The following is a 14,897-nucleotide window of genomic DNA, read 5'->3' as shown; positions in this document are numbered from 1 at the left end:
GTGTGATCCGACGTCTGGTGCCTGTCGCCGCCGCCGTCGTGGCGCTGCTGGTCGGCTGCAGCGCGGACACGACGCGCACCCCGTCCGCTCCGGCCGGTACCACCGAGGAGGCCGCCGAGGTCGAGCCGTGGCCGACCGCCTCCGCCGCCTCGGTCGGGCTCGACGCGGAGGTCCTCGACCGGCTCGCCAGGGACGCCCGCCGTCGCGGCTCGACGTGCTTCGCGGTGGTCCGGGACGGTCGGCTCGTGACCGAGGGCAACTGGCGTGAGCACGCCCCCGACCGGAGCCGCGAGGTGTTCTCGGTGACCAAGTCGGTGGCCGCGGCGCTGGTTGGGATCGCTGCTCGGGAGGGACTGCTCGAGCTCGACGAGCCGGCCGCCCGGCACGTGCCTGCGTGGCGTGGCACGCCGGCCGCGGCGGTGACGGTCCGGCACCTCCTGGCCAACGCCAGCGGCCGGGAGCACTCGGCGGAGAGCGACTACACCGAGCTGATCGGCGCCCGGGACCGGACGGCGTACGCCGTGGGGCTGGAACAGGCGTACCCGCCGGGGACCGCGTGGGCCTACAACAACGCGGCCATCCAGAGCCTGGACGCCGTCCTCCGTGGCGCCGTGGGCGGACCCGTCGACGAGTTCGCGCGCGAGCGTCTCTTCGAACCGCTGGGCATGCTCGACAGCCGGCTGACCCGCGATGCCAGTGGCCGGTCCACCAACCTGTTCTTCGGGATGCAGACGACCTGCCGCGACCTCGCGCGGTTCGGCCAGCTCTTCCTCGACGACGGCCGGGCCGCCGGCCGGCGGCTGCTCGACCGCGGCTTCGTCGCCGACGTCGCCCGGCCCTCGTCGCGGCACACCTCGGCGTACGGCCTGCTGTGGTGGCTCAACCGCACCGGCACCGTGCGCGGGGCCCTCGACGCCGTCGACGGCGCCGGCCAGCCCGTGCGGGTGGAGGACGGTCAGCTCGCGCCGGGCGCACCCGAGCGGCTCTTCGCCGCCCTGGGGCTGGGCGGGCAGGTGCTACTGGTCGACCCCGGGACCGACACCCTGGTGGTGCGGCTCGGGCTGCTGGCCTCGGAGCGGGGCCGGTCCTACTCCGTGTCCGACGCGGCCCGGGTGGTCACCGAGGCCGTGCGCTGACCCCACGGAGCCGGCGGCCGGTCTCGACGAGCGCGGGCACGAAACAGAGTGCGCTCAGACACATCCACCACCACCAGGACAGCACGGGCTCGATCTCGACCTCGAACCGCCCGCCCTCGGCGCGGCGGTCGACGACCTCCGCGACCTCGCCGGGGTGCATGACCGCGAACGCGCCACCGCCGGTCTCGGCGAGGCGCAGCGGCAGCATCCCGGTGTTGACCCACGTGGCCCGTGCGACGTCGCCGTCGGCGCGGAAGGCCAGCTGCTCAGCCCCAGCCAGCGGCCGGTGGACGACGAGGGCGGTCGTCAGCACGAGCGAGGCCCCGACGACAGCAAGCGGGAGCCTGAGGTCCGTCCGCGCCCGGCGTACGCCGACGGCCACTGCGACGGCGCCGACGACCAGCGTGGGCGCCATCAGCACGACCCAGCCGGCCCCCACCCAGACCGCCACGACCCGGCCCACGAGGTCGCCCTCGGTGACCGTCCACGGGTCCTCGCCGCTGAGGACGCCCCGCGTGGTCAACGTGTCGTCGGCGAGCACCTCGTCGACGTGGTGGCTCCGCGTGGTGGTGCCGGACTCCCCCGGCGCGCGGAAGGTCACGATGTCGCCGGGCTCGAGGTCGACTGTCGTGGTCGGTCGGAGCCACAGGAGGCTGCCGACGGGTGCCGTGGTCCCCATGCTCGGTGTCTCGACCCGCACCCAGGTCCCGCCCGCGACGCGCCAGCCGACCGCCACCAGGACGACCAGCAGGAGCGCGGCGAGCAGGCCGGCGGCCGCCACGCGCGGGGCGCGAGCCACAGGGTCAGGCCGGGGGCGCCAGCGTCCAGGACACTGTCTGCGCGACGGACTGGGCCTCCCAGCCCGTCGTGAGCAGCGGCAAACGGGTGACGAACGTGCAGGTGGTGGGTGCCCCCGGCGTGAGCTGGCCCGCGCTCAGCTCGTTCGCGTCGGCGAAGCTGCTGAGCGTCATCGGCGTCCCGACGATGGGGCTGAGGCCAGTGCAGGCGACCGTGATGGTCATCTTGTCGCACAACGAGCCGGTGCCGTCGTCGCACGCGGAGGCGTCGATGTCGAGGACACCGTTGCTGTTGCCGGTGTTCTCGACCTGCACCACGGTGGTGCTCGACGATCCCGGCGCCAGCTCGGTCTGCTCCACCCCGCCGGCGCCGAACAGGTTGATGTCGCACGTCGAGGCGTTGTCGGCCGACTCGTCCGAGGCGCACGTGGTGTCGACGCCGCTGGCGTCGGGGCCGGTCACCTGGAGGACACGTGTGGTGCTCCTGGTCGCGGCAGTGTTGTCGTCGTGATCGAGGACCGCGCTGGACCAGTCGCCCAGCGTCCCCGACACCCCGAGGGAGAGCAGCACGGCCGCGAGTGCGGAGCTCAGCCAGACGACCCAGAGCCGGCCCTCGCCCGATTCCGACGGATGACGAGGAGTGGGCGCGTAGCGCATGGCGAGACCTCCGAGACGTGTGGAGCCGGTGGGACTCCATTCCACGGCATCGAGGGTTGCCTGTCCGGTATTTACAGATTTTGCCGGCGTTTTGCCGACCAGCTGCCGTGGCTACCAGCCGCGGTCGGCGAGCCGGTGGGGCACCGGGATGTCGTCGACGTTGATGCCGACCATCGCCTCGCCGAGCCCGCGGCTGACCTTGGCGACCACGTCGGGGTCGTCGTAGAACGTGGTGGCCTTGACGATCGCCTCGGCCCGCTCGGACGGGTTGCCGGACTTGAAGATGCCGGAGCCGACGAAGACGCCCTCGGCGCCGAGCTGCATCATCATCGCGGCGTCGGCCGGGGTGGCGATCCCGCCGGCGGTGAAGAGGACCACGGGCAGCTTGCCGGCCGCGGCCACCTCCTTGACCAGCTCGTAGGGGGCCTGGAGCTCCTTGGCGGCGACGTAGAGCTCGTCCTCCGCCATGCCGTGGAGGCGGTTCAGCTCGGCACGGATGGTGCGCATGTGGGTGACGGCGTTGGAGACGTCGCCCGTGCCGGCCTCGCCCTTGGAGCGGATCATCGCCGCGCCCTCGGTGATCCGGCGCAGCGCCTCGCCCAGGTTGGTGGCTCCGCACACGAAGGGGACGGTGAAGGCCCACTTGTCGATGTGGTGGGCATAGTCGGCGGGGGTGAGCACCTCGGACTCGTCGATGTAGTCGACGCCGAGGCTCTGCAGCACCTGCGCCTCGGCGAAGTGGCCGATCCGGGCCTTCGCCATGACCGGGATCGAGACCGCCTCGATGATGCCGTCGATCATGTCCGGGTCGCTCATCCGCGAGACCCCGCCCTGGGCCCGGATGTCGGCCGGCACGCGCTCCAGCGCCATGACGGCGACCGCGCCGGCGTCCTCGGCGATCTTCGCCTGCTCCGGGGTGACGACGTCCATGATCACGCCGCCCTTGAGCATCTCGGCCATGCCGCGCTTGACGCGGGACGTGCCGGTCTGCGGCTGGGCAGGGGTGGATTCGGTGGTGCTCTCGGCCATGGCCCGATTCTACGGCCGGGAGCCGCCCGGCCCCGCATCGAGGCCGGGGTGCGGCCGTGCCCGGTCAGCCCACGTCGGCGAGGGCCTGCCGGCGTACCTTGAGCACCCGGAACGCGACCGTGTAGGTGTTGGCGGCGGCGAGGACCCACAGCGTCGCCTGGTAGAGGACCGGCAGGTCGAGCACGTCGCCGAAGAAGGTCATCACCAGGATCGCCACCAGCCGGTCGGCGCGCTCGGCCAGCCCGCCCCGCGCGTCCATCCCGAGCGACTCCGCCCGGGCGCGGGCGTAGGACGTGATCGATCCCATGACGAGGCAGTACAGCGTCAGGCACAGGTAGAGGTAGTCGTCCCCGGGGCCGGCGAAGTAGAGCAGCAGCCCACCGAAGACCGCAGCGTCCCCGAACCGGTCGAGCGTGGAGTCCCAGAACGCGCCGAACTTCGAGGTCCGCCCGCTCATCCGCGCCATCTGGCCGTCGATGAGGTCGCTGAAGACGAACGCCGTGATGACCACCACGCCCTGCCACAGCAGGCCCTGCGGGAAGAAGACGAGGGCTCCCGCTGCGACCCCGAGCGTCCCGACGAGGGTCACCGCGTCAGGACTGATGCCGAGCCGAAGGAAGAGCTTCACGAAGGGGGCGAGAGCGACGCCCTGCCAGAACGCCTTGAACCTGTCCAACATGGTGGGCGGCAGGCTATCCGGCGAGCCGGCCGTGGACGACCAGGGACCAGCACAGCGCCGCCAGGGCCACGACGGACAGCAGCACCCGCACCCGGTTGGCGCGCACCCAGCGGCCCTCGTCGAACGCCCTGCGCACCGCCGCGACGTCGATGGTGTCGGGGTCGCCGGCGTCCTTGAGGGCGTTGTTGCGGGGCACGTTGACGACGATCGTGATGGCGATGATCACCACCTGTGCGACCAACGCCCCCAGCGCCCACCAGAGCACCGACCGCTGGCCCTCGCCGAGGTGCAGCAGGGCGGCGGCCAGCGTGAGGGCAGGTGCGCCGAAGAAGGCGCCACCGAGGAACCAGGGGTTGATGATCGCGCGGTCGATGGCCTGGAATGCGCCGACGAACGTGCGGTCGTCGACTCTCCCGAAACCCGGCATGATCGTGTGCTGGTAGAGCCAGAACACTCCGGCGGCGAGCCCGGCGCTCACGGTCGCCAGCAGGAGCACGAGCGTGGCCACGATCGTCACCCCCAGGCCTCGGCGAGCAGCTGGCGGGTGTCGGTGAGCAGCTGGGGCAGGGTCTTGGTGTGACCGATGATCGGCATGAAGTTGGCGTCACCGACCCACCGCGGTACGACGTGCTGGTGAAGGTGGGCGCGGATGCCGGCACCGCCCGCCGTGCCCTGGTTCATCCCGAGGTTGAACCCCTCCGCGTGGGACACGCTGCGCAGGACGGTCATCGCCCGCTTGGTGAGAGCCGCGACCTCAGCGGCCTCCTCGTCGGTCGTGTCGGTGTAGTCGGGGATGTGGCGGAAGGGGCAGACCATCAGGTGTCCGGCCGTGTAGGGGAACAGGTTGAGCACGACGTACGCCGTGTCCCCGCGGTGGACGACGAGCCCCTCCTCGTCGGAGAGCGCCGGGATCCGGCAGAAGGGACACTCGTCCGCGCCGGTGCCGCTCGGGCGCTCCTCACCGCGGATGTAGGCCATCCGGTAGGGCGTCCACAGCCGGTCCAGCTGGTCGGGCTCCCCGACGCCGTCCTGACGGTGCTCCTCGCTCACGCGGCTCAGACCTGCCCCCGGGTCGCGATCGCGTTGAGGACCCGCTGGACCGCCTCGTCGACCGGTACGCCGTTCTCCTGCTCACCGTTGCGGTAGCGGAACGACACGGCGTGGGCGGCCATGTCGTCGTCGCCGGCGATCACCATGAACGGGACCTTCTGCAGCTGGGCGTTGCGGATCTTCTTCTGCATCCGGTCGTCGGAGTCGTCGACCTCGACCCGGATCCCCAGCGCGCGCATCTGGTCGGCCACCTCACGGAGGTAGTCGTGGTGCCGCTCGGCGATCGGGATGCCCTGCACCTGCACCGGCGCGAGCCACGGGGGGAAAGCGCCGGCGTAGTGCTCGACGAGGACGCCGATGAAGCGCTCGATAGAGCCGAACTTCGCGGAGTGGATCATCACCGGCTGCTGCCGGGAGCCGTCCGCCGCCTGGTACTCGAGCCCGAAGCCCTGGGGCTGGCTGAAGTCGTACTGGATCGTCGACATCTGCCAGGTCCGGCCGATCGCGTCGCGGGCCTGGACGGAGATCTTGGGCCCGTAGAACGCGGCGCCGCCCGGGTCGGGCACCATCTCCAGCCCGGTCTCGGACGCGACCTGCTCCAGGACCGCCGTGGCGTCGGCCCAGTCCTCGTCGGAGCCGATGAACTTGTCCTTGTTCCGGTCGTCGCGCGTGGAGAGCTCCAGGTAGTAGTCGTCGAGGCCGAAGTCCTGCAGCAGCGACAGCACGAACGCCAGCAGATGCTTGACCTCCCCGGGAGCCTGCTCCTTGGTGACGTAGGAGTGGGAGTCGTCCTGGGTCATGCCCCGCACCCGCGTGAGGCCGTGGACCACGCCGGACTTCTCGAACCGGTAGACGGCGCCGAACTCGAACAGCCGCAACGGCAGCTCGCGGTAGGAGCGGCCGCGCGAGGCGAAGATCAGGTTGTGCATCGGGCAGTTCATCGCCTTGAGGCGGTACTCGGCACCCTCCATCTTCATGGGTGGGTACATGGTGTCCGCGTAGTACGGCAGGTGCCCCGAGGTGTGGAACAGCCCGTCCTTGCTGATGTGGGGCGTCCCGACGTACTGGAAGCCCTCCTCGATGTGGCGCCGGCGGACGTAGTCCTCCATCTCCCGCTTGATCACCCCGCCCTTGGGGTGGAAGACCGGCAGGCCCGATCCCAGCTCGTCGGGGAACGAGAACAGGTCGAGGTCGCGACCGAGCTTGCGGTGGTCGCGCTTCTCGGCCTCCTCGAGCCGGTGGAGGTAGTCCGCGAGCGCCTCCTTGGACTCCCAGGCCGTGCCGTAGATGCGCTGCAGCTGCTGGTTGTTCTCGTCGCCTCGCCAGTACGCCGCGGCGACCCGCATCAGCTTGAAGGCCGGGATCCGCTTGGTGGTGGGCAGGTGAGGCCCGCGGCACAGGTCGGACCAGGCGACCTCGCCGTTGCGGCGGATGTTGTCGTAGATGGTGAGCTCACCGCCGCCGACCTCCACCGAGGCGCCCTCGGCGAGGTCGTCGGTCGAGCCAGTCGAGACCCCGCCCTTGAGGCCGATCAGCTCCACCTTGTAGGGCTCGTCCTGGAGCTCGTCGAGCGCCGAGGCGTCGTCGGTGACCCGACGCTCGAAGCGCTGGTTCTCCTTGATGATCTTGCGCATCGCGGTCTCGAGCTTGTCGAGGTCGTCGGGGTGGAACGGCTCGGGGACGTCGAAGTCGTAGTAGAAGCCGTTCTCGACCGGCGGGCCGATGCCGAGCTTGGCGTCGGGCCACAGCTGCTGCACGGCCTGGGCGAGGACGTGGGCGGTCGAGTGGCGCAGGATGTCGCGGCCGTCGGGGCTGTCGATGGCCACACCGGCGACCTCGTCACCGTCGGCGAGCTCGTGGGACAGGTCGCGCAGCTCGCCATCGATCCGGGCTGCGATCACGGCCGCGTCGTCGGTGAAGAGCTCCCACGCCTTGGTGCCGGTCGTGACCGTCCGCTCCTCGCGCGCTTCGGCGGCGAGTACGGCGATCTTGATGTCGGGCACGACGGGCTCCTCGGTCGGGTGGGATCGGACCCGTCGAGCCTATCGGCCACCTGACGGCGTGCTCACGCCGATATCCGTGCGGTCGGCACGCCCGCTCCGCGGCCAGCGGTCAGGTGGGGGCTGGTGCGGAATGACCATTGCTCCCCTGTCGCATCAGGACGAGGCTGACAGGTGCCGGTGGCGCCACCGGGGCGCCGCCCCGAGGGAAGGAGCCGATCGTGCACGCACGTTCAACCACTGTCCGGGGTTCACCCGAGGCCGTGGACCAGGGCATCGCCATGGTCCGGGACGAGGTACTGCCGCAGATCACCTCCATGGAGGGGTGCGCCGGGCTGTCGATGCTGGTGTCGCGTGAGTCGGGACAGTGCATCGTCACCACGTCGTGGGAGTCGCTCGACGCCATGCACGCGACCGAGCAGGTGGCCGCTCCGTTGCGGGAGCGGGCCTCCGACCTGCTCGGCGGCGCCTACGAGGTCGACGAGTGGGAGGTAGCGGTCATGCACCGGGCCCACCACACGCCGGAAGGGGGCGCCACCCGGTCCACGTGGTTGGGGATGCCGCCCGACCAGGTCGACCGTGCCGTCGACGTGTTCCGGATGGTGGTGCTGGAAAAGGTCGAACAGCTGGACGGCTTCTGCAGCGCGCTGCTGATGGTCGACCGCGACAACGGCCGGCTCGTGGCGACGGTCGCCTTCGACGACATGTCGCTGGTGGAGGCCACCCGGGACACCGCCCGGACCCTGCGCACGCAGATCGCCGACGAGGTCGGAGCCGAGATACTCGACGTCCAGGAGCACGAGGTGGCGATCGCGCACCTGCACGTCCCCGAGATGGCCTGACGACGAGATGACGGGAGCCCGGTGCGGAGGACCGGGCTCCTCCGCCGTCCGTGTCAGTCGCCGCCCCCGCCGCCGTCTCCCCCGACGTCGAAGCCACCGCCGAACGAGGCACCGCCGTGGAGGCCGAGCTGGCCGCTCATGCGGTCTGCCTGGACCGTCCAGGCCCAGGTCATCGCGACACCCATCGCCTGCGCCTCGTCGAAGTAGCCCTGGGTGTACGGCGCGTACGTCGTGCCCGCCTCCCAGTAGGGCAGCCGGCGGCGACCGACCTCCACCGTGCGCACGTCGGGCGGCTCGTGCGCCCGTACCCGCGCGGCGCACTGTCCGCACACCGGGTAGCGGTGGGTGCCGCTGCGAGGGAAGCGCCACTCGACGACGGTGGTCGACGGCCCGTGCTGGGGGTTGAAGAAGCACGGCACCCTGCGTTCGGGCACCGGCTGCCCGGCCATCCGGGCCTGCACGCAGACGATCGCGTGGCGAGCGCCGGAGAGGGTCTCGGTGAGCGGGCGCACGTGCGTGAGGTCACTGAGGCGCGGGGCCTCGCGGGTCGCACGCTCGTAGCCGTCCAGCGCCGCCTGGTAGTCCTCCCGGGCCGCGGGGTCGAGGTCCCGCCCGCCCAGCTGCGCGTCCAGCAGGGCAAGCTGCTCACCGAGGACGGTGACGTCCTCCTCGGCCAACCGTCGCACGTGCTCGAGCTGCTGGTCGCGCTCGCGGCGTGCCCCCCGGACCGCCCGGACCCTGGTCCAGGCCAAGCCGCCGACGCCACCGCCCGCCACCAGCAGGAGCAACCACTCCACCCAGGTCCCCCGTCAGCCGTTCTCGCACCATCGCTCAGCGGCGACGGCCCTTGCCGTTCCCGTAGTCGCCGTAGTGGCCCATCTCCCAGTCTCCCTGCAGGGCCGTCTCGCCGACCCAGTTGATGATCGGGCCGGTCGCCTGCCCGGAGGCGAAGTAGCCGTAGCTGTACGGGAGCGTCACCGTGCCGGCCTCCCAGTAGGGCACGCGATGGGAGCCGATCCGGACCATGCGGATCTCCGGTCGCTCGCGCGAGGCGACCTGGTCCGCACAGCGGCGGCACGCGGGCAGCATCCGCGTCCCCCGGCCGGGCGGCGTCCACTGGACGTCCTTGACCGACGGGCCGTGCTGGGGGTTGAAGAAGCACGGGACCCGCAGCTCCGGCGGTTCGTGGCCTTCCAGCGCCGCCCGCACGCAGGCCATGGCGTAGCGGCCGCTCCCCAGCGTGTCGACGAGCGCGCTGATCTGGTCGGGGTCACGCAGGCGCGATGCGTCCCACGCGGCCCGCTCGTAGGCGTGCAGGGCCAGGCGGTAGGACTCCTGTGCTTCCGGGCCGAGCTCCCTGTCCCCTACCTCCGCGTCGAGGCGTTGCAGCTGCTCGCCGAACACGGTGACGTCCTCCTCGGCGATGTGACGCGCCTGCTCGAGCTTGTGGGCATGCACCAGACGGTCGGCACGCACCTCGCGGACCCGCCACACGGCGTAGGTCCCGGCGCCGCCGGTCAGCAGGAGGAGCAGCCACTCCATGTCGACGCCCCCGACGATCGGACGACCTGGTGGACCGATGCTACTCCGGGCAGCCCTCGCCAGGCCTGCGCCGCAATGGTGCGGACGGGCCCGTCGGGCACGCGTCTCCCCAACTTAGGGGAGGCTGTCGGGCAAGCTGACCGCGTCGCGCGAGCGCTGTGCCACCGTGATCCGGCGAGGACCACCGAGCCGCGCGAGGAGGCCGCATGTCCGTCGACGAGACCGCTCCTGTCGCCGCGGCGCCGGCCGCGGCAGCACCGGGCCACGCACCGACGGGCGACCTGAACGACGCGCTGCTGGCGGCCGACTTCTGGACCGACGCCGACCTGGCGCAGGCAGGCATCCCCGTCTACGACGTGCCGTTCGTCAGCGTGGGCGGCGGCATCGGTTCGTTCGTCACCGTCGACTACCTGAGGATCGCCGGCGTGCCGACCTCGCAGATCAAGGTGCTCGGCGCCAACGACCTGCCCTGGGCCACCTACGAGTACCTGACCCGCAACTCCCAGATCCCGCGCGGAGAGCGGCTGAGGTCCGACTCGGCCTCGACGCCCGACTGCATCTGGGGCTTCCCGAGCTATGCCCTGCGCGAGGCCTGGAACGCGAAGGGCCTCCGCGCCAAGGTGGCGCCGCTGTGGAGCGTCGCGACCGAACCCATCCTCGCCGACTACTGGACACCACGGGCAGGCCAGGTCTTCGAGGCGCTCGAGAAGGAAGCCGACCGCATCGGGTACCGGGAGTGTTTCGTGAAGGGCCTGGTACGCATGTCCCGCCGACGCTCCGGCGGCGGCTATTTCACCATCCTCACCCCGCCCGAGGGCACGACAGCCACCAAGCGGGTCGCCTACCGCAGCCGGTGGGTCCACCTCGCGGTCGGCTACCCGGGACTCAAGTTCCTGCCGGACCTGCAGACCTATCGCGAGACGCACAACGACTACGCCAGTGTGGTCAATGCCTACGAGCCGCACGAGGGGTTGTACGCCGAGCTCGTGAGGCGCCCGAGCACGGTCATCATCCGGGGCAGTGGCATCGTCGCGTCCCGGATCCTGCAACGGCTGGTCGACGACCGCGACAAGCACGGCGCCGCCACCGAGATCGTCCACGTCTTCCGCACCTACGTGAGCGGGGCCCACGGTCCGAGCATCTTCATGCGCCGCCGGGGCGGCGACGGGTGGGCCTACCAGGGCTTCAACTACCCGAAGTCGGTGTGGGGCGGCCAGCTCAAGAGCCGGATGCGGCGTCTGGAGGGCGAGGACCGGGCGGCGCTCTACAAGACCATCGGTGGGACGAACACGCCCATCCGCAGGCTCTGGCAGGAGCAGCTGGCTCGGGGCCGCACGGAGGGGTGGTACCGCACGATCACGGGACAGGTGCAGTCCGTGGTGCCGCGCCCCGGCGGCGGCACGATCACCCGGATCGACACCGGCAAGGGTGTGCTCGAGGTCGAGGCGAGCTACGTCATCGACTGCACCGGGCTGGAGGCGGACATCTCCGAGCACCGCATGCTCGCGGACCTGCTGCAGCACAGCGGGGCCGGGAGGAACCCACTCGGCAGGCTCGACGTGGAGCGCAGCTTCGAGGTGCGCGGCACCGCGAACGGCGACGGCCGCATGTACGCCTCGGGCACCGCCACTCTCGGCGGCTACTTCCCGGGCGTCGACACGTTCCTGGGGCTCCAGATCGCCGCGCAGGAGATCGCCGACGACCTCGCACGCCAGGGGTTCGGCAGACGCATCGGACCGGCTCGTTCCATCGCCCAGTGGCTCCGCTGGGCGCGGGGAAAGAGGATCTGACGATGCTCCCGACACTGAACGGACGCCTGCAGACCCGGGTGTTCCTCATCGCGGTCATCGGTGGCCTGTGGGCCGTCGTGGTAGCACCCCTGCTGCCCGGCGGTGGCAGCACCGCGGACAACTACCGGGCGCTCTACGCCGTGCTGGCCATCGTGCTGGTGCTGGGCCTGGGCTGGGAGGTGGTCTACCACCTGCTCCAGCAGTTCCGGTGGGAGAAGGACTGGCCGACGCTGTTCGCCCTGCTGGTGGGTATACCCGAGGGTCTGCTCGCCTACGCGGTGGCGCGCACGGGGGTCCTGCCGTGGGCGGCGGACGTGACACCGGCGGCGTTCGCCGTCGGCTTCGGCACGACGTGGTTGGTGACCTGGCTGTTCGTCAGCGGCCCCATGCGCGTCCTGAGCGTCCACTGGCGCTTCCGGGGAGGGAGACTGGCATGACCACGACGGCGGTGAACGAGCCGGAGAGCCTCGGTTGGAGCTCGATGCGCGTGATGCTCAGCCCCGGCCACCTCCTGGTCGCGCGGGAGGGCTCGGGGCTGCTGGTCGCGAACCCCGAGGGCCCTGACCAGGAGGCCGTCACGGACCGACTCCTGGACCTGTGCGCGGGTACGACGGGTGGCCCGCCGCCTGCTGGCCGTGAGCTGGTGCGAGCCGCCGCAGCGCTGCTCACCGGATCGGCGTCGGACGAGGTCCCGGCCCTGGCCCTGGTGGCGGTCGAGGGCGACGACCTGCTGGTCACGCTGACCCGCGGCATGCGACTGGCCCTCACCGACGCAACCGGGGCCGTGGACGTGATCGACGCGGAGGACTCCGTGCTGCCGGTCAGCCGGGTGTTGGCCAGCGGTGCCGGCACGGTGGCGCTTGCGCCCGACCCACAGACGCTGGAGGTGGACCGTCGGAGCAACCTCTCGGGCGGGGTCGTCCGCGCCGGCGGCCTGCTGCTCGAGCCCGGGAACCGCGCGGCTGGGCCGGTACCACCGGCCGAGACCCTGGTCGACCTCGTCCCACCCCCACCTCCCGTCGAGGCCACCGCGCCTCCCACCTTCGTGACCTTCCCGCTCCACGACCCCGAGCCCGAGGAAGAGCAGAGCCCGCCTGCGCACCGCGAGCCGGCGCCGGATCCCACCGCGGCAGAAGAGCCGGTGGACCACCCGGTCGCGACGGGCGAGCTCGACGACGGGCGCGACTCCGGACCGGACCTCGAGGAGGCGCGGCCCGAGGATCCGCCCTCGCCGGACGCGCAGGAGCAGGGTGTCCGGGTCCGGGGGATCGTCTGCTCCCGCGGACACTTCAACCCACCCGACGCCCGCTTCTGCGAACGGTGCGGCATCTCGACCGTCCACCAGACGCACAGCCTGGTCACCGGGCTCAGGCCGCCGCTCGGGGTCCTCGTCCTCGACGACGGAACGGTCCACACCCTGGCCGGGGACGTCGTCATCGGTCGCGCGCCGGAGGAGGCCGAGGACGTCCGCTCGGGGCGGTGTGCGCCGTTGGCCCTCGACGATCCTGAGCTGTCGGTGTCACGCACGCACGCGCGGCTGGTGCTCGACGGGTGGGAAGTCCGGGTGGAGGACGCCGGTTCGGTCAACGGCACGTTCCTGGCGGAGGCAGGCTCCGAGGACTGGTCCCGGCTCGAGGCCGGACGGCCCACGACGATCACGCCGGGCGCCCGGCTGCGGCTGGGGTCCCGGGTCCTCGCCTTCGAGTCGCACCACCGCGTCTGAGCCGGGGCCACAACCGATCCGGGGCCCTCAGCGATCGGGCCCCTCAGCGACGTACCAACACGATCCTGTAGGTGGCGGTGTCCGCGGGCGAGTCGTCACAATCGGTGAGGCCTTCGTAGGTCGTGCGCCACTTCTGCGTGCCTGTGAGTCGCACCGGGAACCCCGACTCGTCGACCTTCACCGTGCGGAGGGGTAGCCACGTGACCACGGTGGTCGCGCGCCCCCACGTGCCGGGGCTCTCCTCGCCCGTCACGGTGTCGACGCACAGCCCCTCATAAACGTCCCGCCCGTTCTTGGGTGGCGTGACGTCGAGCCGCTTGCCGTTCCACGTGTACTTGAACGTCGATCCGCTGGAAGACTTGATGCTGCCGGAGCAGACCTCCTCCCCCTGGCAGCGCCTCACGTCGAGCGCCCACCGAGTGGTCTCCTGCTTCTGTCCGGGCGGGTCGTAGGTGCTCGCCACTCGGGTCCGCGTGAAGGCGAACCGTCCGCTCGGCGTCAGCTCCTCCAGGGTGGGCGGCTCCTCCTCCTCGGCGGCTGCCGACTCCCCCGCCGCCACCGGCGCCACCGCCTCCGGGGCGTCGCCGTCGTCGCCGGTCAACGCGATCGTGGCGGCGGTGCCACCGACCACGACGAGGACCGCGCCGGCGCCGATGGCGACCAGACGGCGGGTGCCGCGCTTCACGGTCTCCGCGACAGGGCTGCCGACGACCCGTGCGGCGTCCACCACGACGGTGGGAGCCGCCGCTCCGCCGCCTCCGGCGGCCGGCACCGCCGCGCCCACCAGGGACGCGATCGAGGCGCGTTGGAGCCACGTGGCACCGAACCTGCGGCGTGCGGCCTCCTCCAGCTCCTCCAGGAACGCTCGTGCGTCCCGGGGGCGCTCCGACGGGTCCTTGGCCAGGCTCCGACGCAGCAGGTCCTGGAGGTCGTGACCGTGGCCCTCGAGCAGGGGCGCGGGTTCCTCCAGGTGACGTCGGATGGTCGTCGCGACGTCGGAGCCGGCGAAGGGTGGGACGCCGGCCAGGAGCGTGTAGAGCACTGCCGCGCTGGAGTAGACGTCGCTGGGCTTGTCGAGGCTCTCACCACGGGCGGCCTCCGGGCTCAGGAACGCCGGGGTCCCGGAGACCCCCGAGGAGCCGATCGGCGCAGCCAGTCCGAAGTCGACGAGCTTGGACACCCCCTCGGTGTCCGCGAGCACGTTCCCGGGTGAGACGTCGCGGTGCAGGACCCCGCGATCGTGGGCGTGCGCAAGGCCGAGCAGGGCACCGCGCACGACGCCCACGGACTGCTCCGGAGTGAGGGTGCGATGCGCCTCGAGGATCTGCTCGAGGGATGCCCCCGCGACCCACTCCTCGGCGATCCAGGCCCGGTCGGACTCCTCGACGTAGTCGTAGACCTGCACGATGTGGTCGTCCTCGAGCCCCGCGAGCGTCTCCGCCTCGGCGCGGAGCCGCTCCCGCATCCCGGGCGTGTCCAGGACCGCCGGATGCAGCATCTTGATCGCGGCGGTGCGCTCCAGCTCGCGGTGGCGCGCGCGGAACACGGTGCTCGTGCTCCCCTCCGCGACACGGTCGAGGACCTGGTACGGGCCGAAGGACTCGTCTGACATGGGGCACCCCCGTGGTTCGCACGATGCCGCCCCAGTGGAA

Annotated in this window: 15 protein-coding genes; 5 read left to right on the top strand and 10 right to left on the bottom strand. The window is 71.6% G+C overall.

Going from position 1 to position 14,897, the window contains the following annotated elements:
• Positions 1 to 2: 2 nt before the first annotated feature.
• On the top strand, positions 3 to 1,136 hold the full coding sequence (locus K6T13_RS07465; protein ID WP_222897862.1) for a serine hydrolase domain-containing protein: 1,134 nt from the start codon (positions 3 to 5) through the stop codon (positions 1,134 to 1,136).
• Here K6T13_RS07465 and K6T13_RS07460 read toward each other — a convergent pair.
• The 7 genes from K6T13_RS07460 to thrS form a co-directional block, all read right to left on the bottom strand.
• Entirely contained in the window at positions 1,117 to 1,935 is an 819-nt protein-coding gene (locus K6T13_RS07460) for a S26 family signal peptidase (protein WP_222897861.1), read from the bottom strand. The genes K6T13_RS07465 and K6T13_RS07460 overlap by 20 nt on opposite strands.
• 4 nt (positions 1,936 to 1,939) lie before the next feature.
• Positions 1,940 to 2,590: a hypothetical protein gene (locus K6T13_RS07455; protein ID WP_222897860.1), complete on the bottom strand. Its 651-nt coding sequence runs from the start codon at positions 2,588 to 2,590 to the stop codon at positions 1,940 to 1,942.
• 111 nt (positions 2,591 to 2,701) lie between these two features.
• Positions 2,702 to 3,619, bottom strand: a complete 918-nt coding sequence (pdxS, locus tag K6T13_RS07450; protein ID WP_222897859.1) for a pyridoxal 5'-phosphate synthase lyase subunit PdxS — start codon at positions 3,617 to 3,619, stop codon at positions 2,702 to 2,704.
• A gap of 64 nt (positions 3,620 to 3,683) precedes the next feature.
• Positions 3,684 to 4,298: a phosphatidylinositol phosphate synthase gene (pgsA, locus tag K6T13_RS07445; protein WP_222897858.1), complete on the bottom strand. Its 615-nt coding sequence runs from the start codon at positions 4,296 to 4,298 to the stop codon at positions 3,684 to 3,686.
• A gap of 13 nt (positions 4,299 to 4,311) precedes the next feature.
• Complete coding sequence (locus tag K6T13_RS07440; protein ID WP_249423988.1) at positions 4,312 to 4,806, bottom strand: anthrone oxygenase family protein; 495 nt, start codon at positions 4,804 to 4,806, stop codon at positions 4,312 to 4,314.
• A 5-nt stretch (positions 4,807 to 4,811) separates the two neighbouring features.
• Positions 4,812 to 5,348: an HIT family protein gene (locus K6T13_RS07435; RefSeq protein WP_249423986.1), complete on the bottom strand. Its 537-nt coding sequence runs from the start codon at positions 5,346 to 5,348 to the stop codon at positions 4,812 to 4,814.
• Between the two features lie 5 nt (positions 5,349 to 5,353).
• Positions 5,354 to 7,342: a threonine--tRNA ligase gene (gene thrS, locus K6T13_RS07430; RefSeq protein WP_430228216.1), complete on the bottom strand. Its 1,989-nt coding sequence runs from the start codon at positions 7,340 to 7,342 to the stop codon at positions 5,354 to 5,356.
• A gap of 227 nt (positions 7,343 to 7,569) precedes the next feature.
• On the opposite strand from thrS, the gene K6T13_RS07425 reads away from it, so the two are divergent.
• Entirely contained in the window at positions 7,570 to 8,190 is a 621-nt protein-coding gene (locus tag K6T13_RS07425) for a hypothetical protein (protein WP_222897856.1), read from the top strand.
• 53 nt (positions 8,191 to 8,243) lie between these two features.
• On the opposite strand, the gene K6T13_RS07420 is transcribed toward K6T13_RS07425, so the two are convergent.
• Both K6T13_RS07420 and K6T13_RS07415 read right to left on the bottom strand, forming a co-directional pair.
• On the bottom strand, positions 8,244 to 8,987 hold the full coding sequence (locus K6T13_RS07420; RefSeq protein WP_222897855.1) for a hypothetical protein: 744 nt from the start codon (positions 8,985 to 8,987) through the stop codon (positions 8,244 to 8,246).
• Positions 8,988 to 9,021: 34 nt separating this feature from the next.
• Positions 9,022 to 9,732, bottom strand: coding sequence for a hypothetical protein (locus K6T13_RS07415; protein WP_222897854.1), 711 nt, complete (start codon positions 9,730 to 9,732; stop codon positions 9,022 to 9,024).
• Between the two features lie 206 nt (positions 9,733 to 9,938).
• Here K6T13_RS07415 and K6T13_RS07410 point away from each other — a divergent pair, with 206 nt between their 5' ends.
• Genes K6T13_RS07410 through K6T13_RS07400 form a run of 3 tightly spaced genes read left to right on the top strand, consistent with a single transcriptional unit; the run spans position 9,939 to position 13,245 of the window.
• A complete protein-coding gene (locus K6T13_RS07410; protein WP_222897853.1) occupies positions 9,939 to 11,522 on the top strand; it encodes an FAD/NAD(P)-binding protein in 1,584 nt (527 codons plus the stop codon).
• A 2-nt stretch (positions 11,523 to 11,524) separates the two neighbouring features.
• Positions 11,525 to 11,959, top strand: a complete 435-nt coding sequence (locus K6T13_RS07405) for a hypothetical protein (protein ID WP_222897852.1) — start codon at positions 11,525 to 11,527, stop codon at positions 11,957 to 11,959.
• Entirely contained in the window at positions 11,956 to 13,245 is a 1,290-nt protein-coding gene (locus tag K6T13_RS07400; protein WP_222897851.1) for an FHA domain-containing protein, read from the top strand. Before K6T13_RS07405 ends, K6T13_RS07400 begins: the two co-directional genes overlap by 4 nt.
• A gap of 43 nt (positions 13,246 to 13,288) precedes the next feature.
• Here K6T13_RS07400 and K6T13_RS07395 read toward each other — a convergent pair whose 3' ends face one another.
• Entirely contained in the window at positions 13,289 to 14,857 is a 1,569-nt protein-coding gene (locus tag K6T13_RS07395; protein ID WP_222897850.1) for a serine/threonine-protein kinase, read from the bottom strand.
• Positions 14,858 to 14,897: the final 40 nt, after the last annotated feature.

The organism is Nocardioides coralli (genome assembly GCF_019880385.1).
Taxonomy (GTDB): domain Bacteria; phylum Actinomycetota; class Actinomycetes; order Propionibacteriales; family Nocardioidaceae; genus Nocardioides; species Nocardioides coralli.
This window is presented reverse-complemented; position numbering and strand designations above follow the sequence as displayed.

Coding starts and splice junctions, on each gene's coding strand:
- K6T13_RS07400 (WP_222897851.1), top strand. CDS start 11,956: ATGACCACGACGGCGGTGAACGAGCCGGAGAGCCTCGGTTGGAGCTCG.
- pdxS (WP_222897859.1), bottom strand. CDS start 3,619: ATGGCCGAGAGCACCACCGAATCCACCCCTGCCCAGCCGCAGACCGGC.
- K6T13_RS07395 (WP_222897850.1), bottom strand. CDS start 14,857: ATGTCAGACGAGTCCTTCGGCCCGTACCAGGTCCTCGACCGTGTCGCG.
- pgsA (WP_222897858.1), bottom strand. CDS start 4,298: ATGTTGGACAGGTTCAAGGCGTTCTGGCAGGGCGTCGCTCTCGCCCCC.
- K6T13_RS07410 (WP_222897853.1), top strand. CDS start 9,939: ATGTCCGTCGACGAGACCGCTCCTGTCGCCGCGGCGCCGGCCGCGGCA.
- K6T13_RS07415 (WP_222897854.1), bottom strand. CDS start 9,732: ATGGAGTGGCTGCTCCTCCTGCTGACCGGCGGCGCCGGGACCTACGCC.
- K6T13_RS07455 (WP_222897860.1), bottom strand. CDS start 2,590: ATGCGCTACGCGCCCACTCCTCGTCATCCGTCGGAATCGGGCGAGGGC.
- K6T13_RS07405 (WP_222897852.1), top strand. CDS start 11,525: ATGCTCCCGACACTGAACGGACGCCTGCAGACCCGGGTGTTCCTCATC.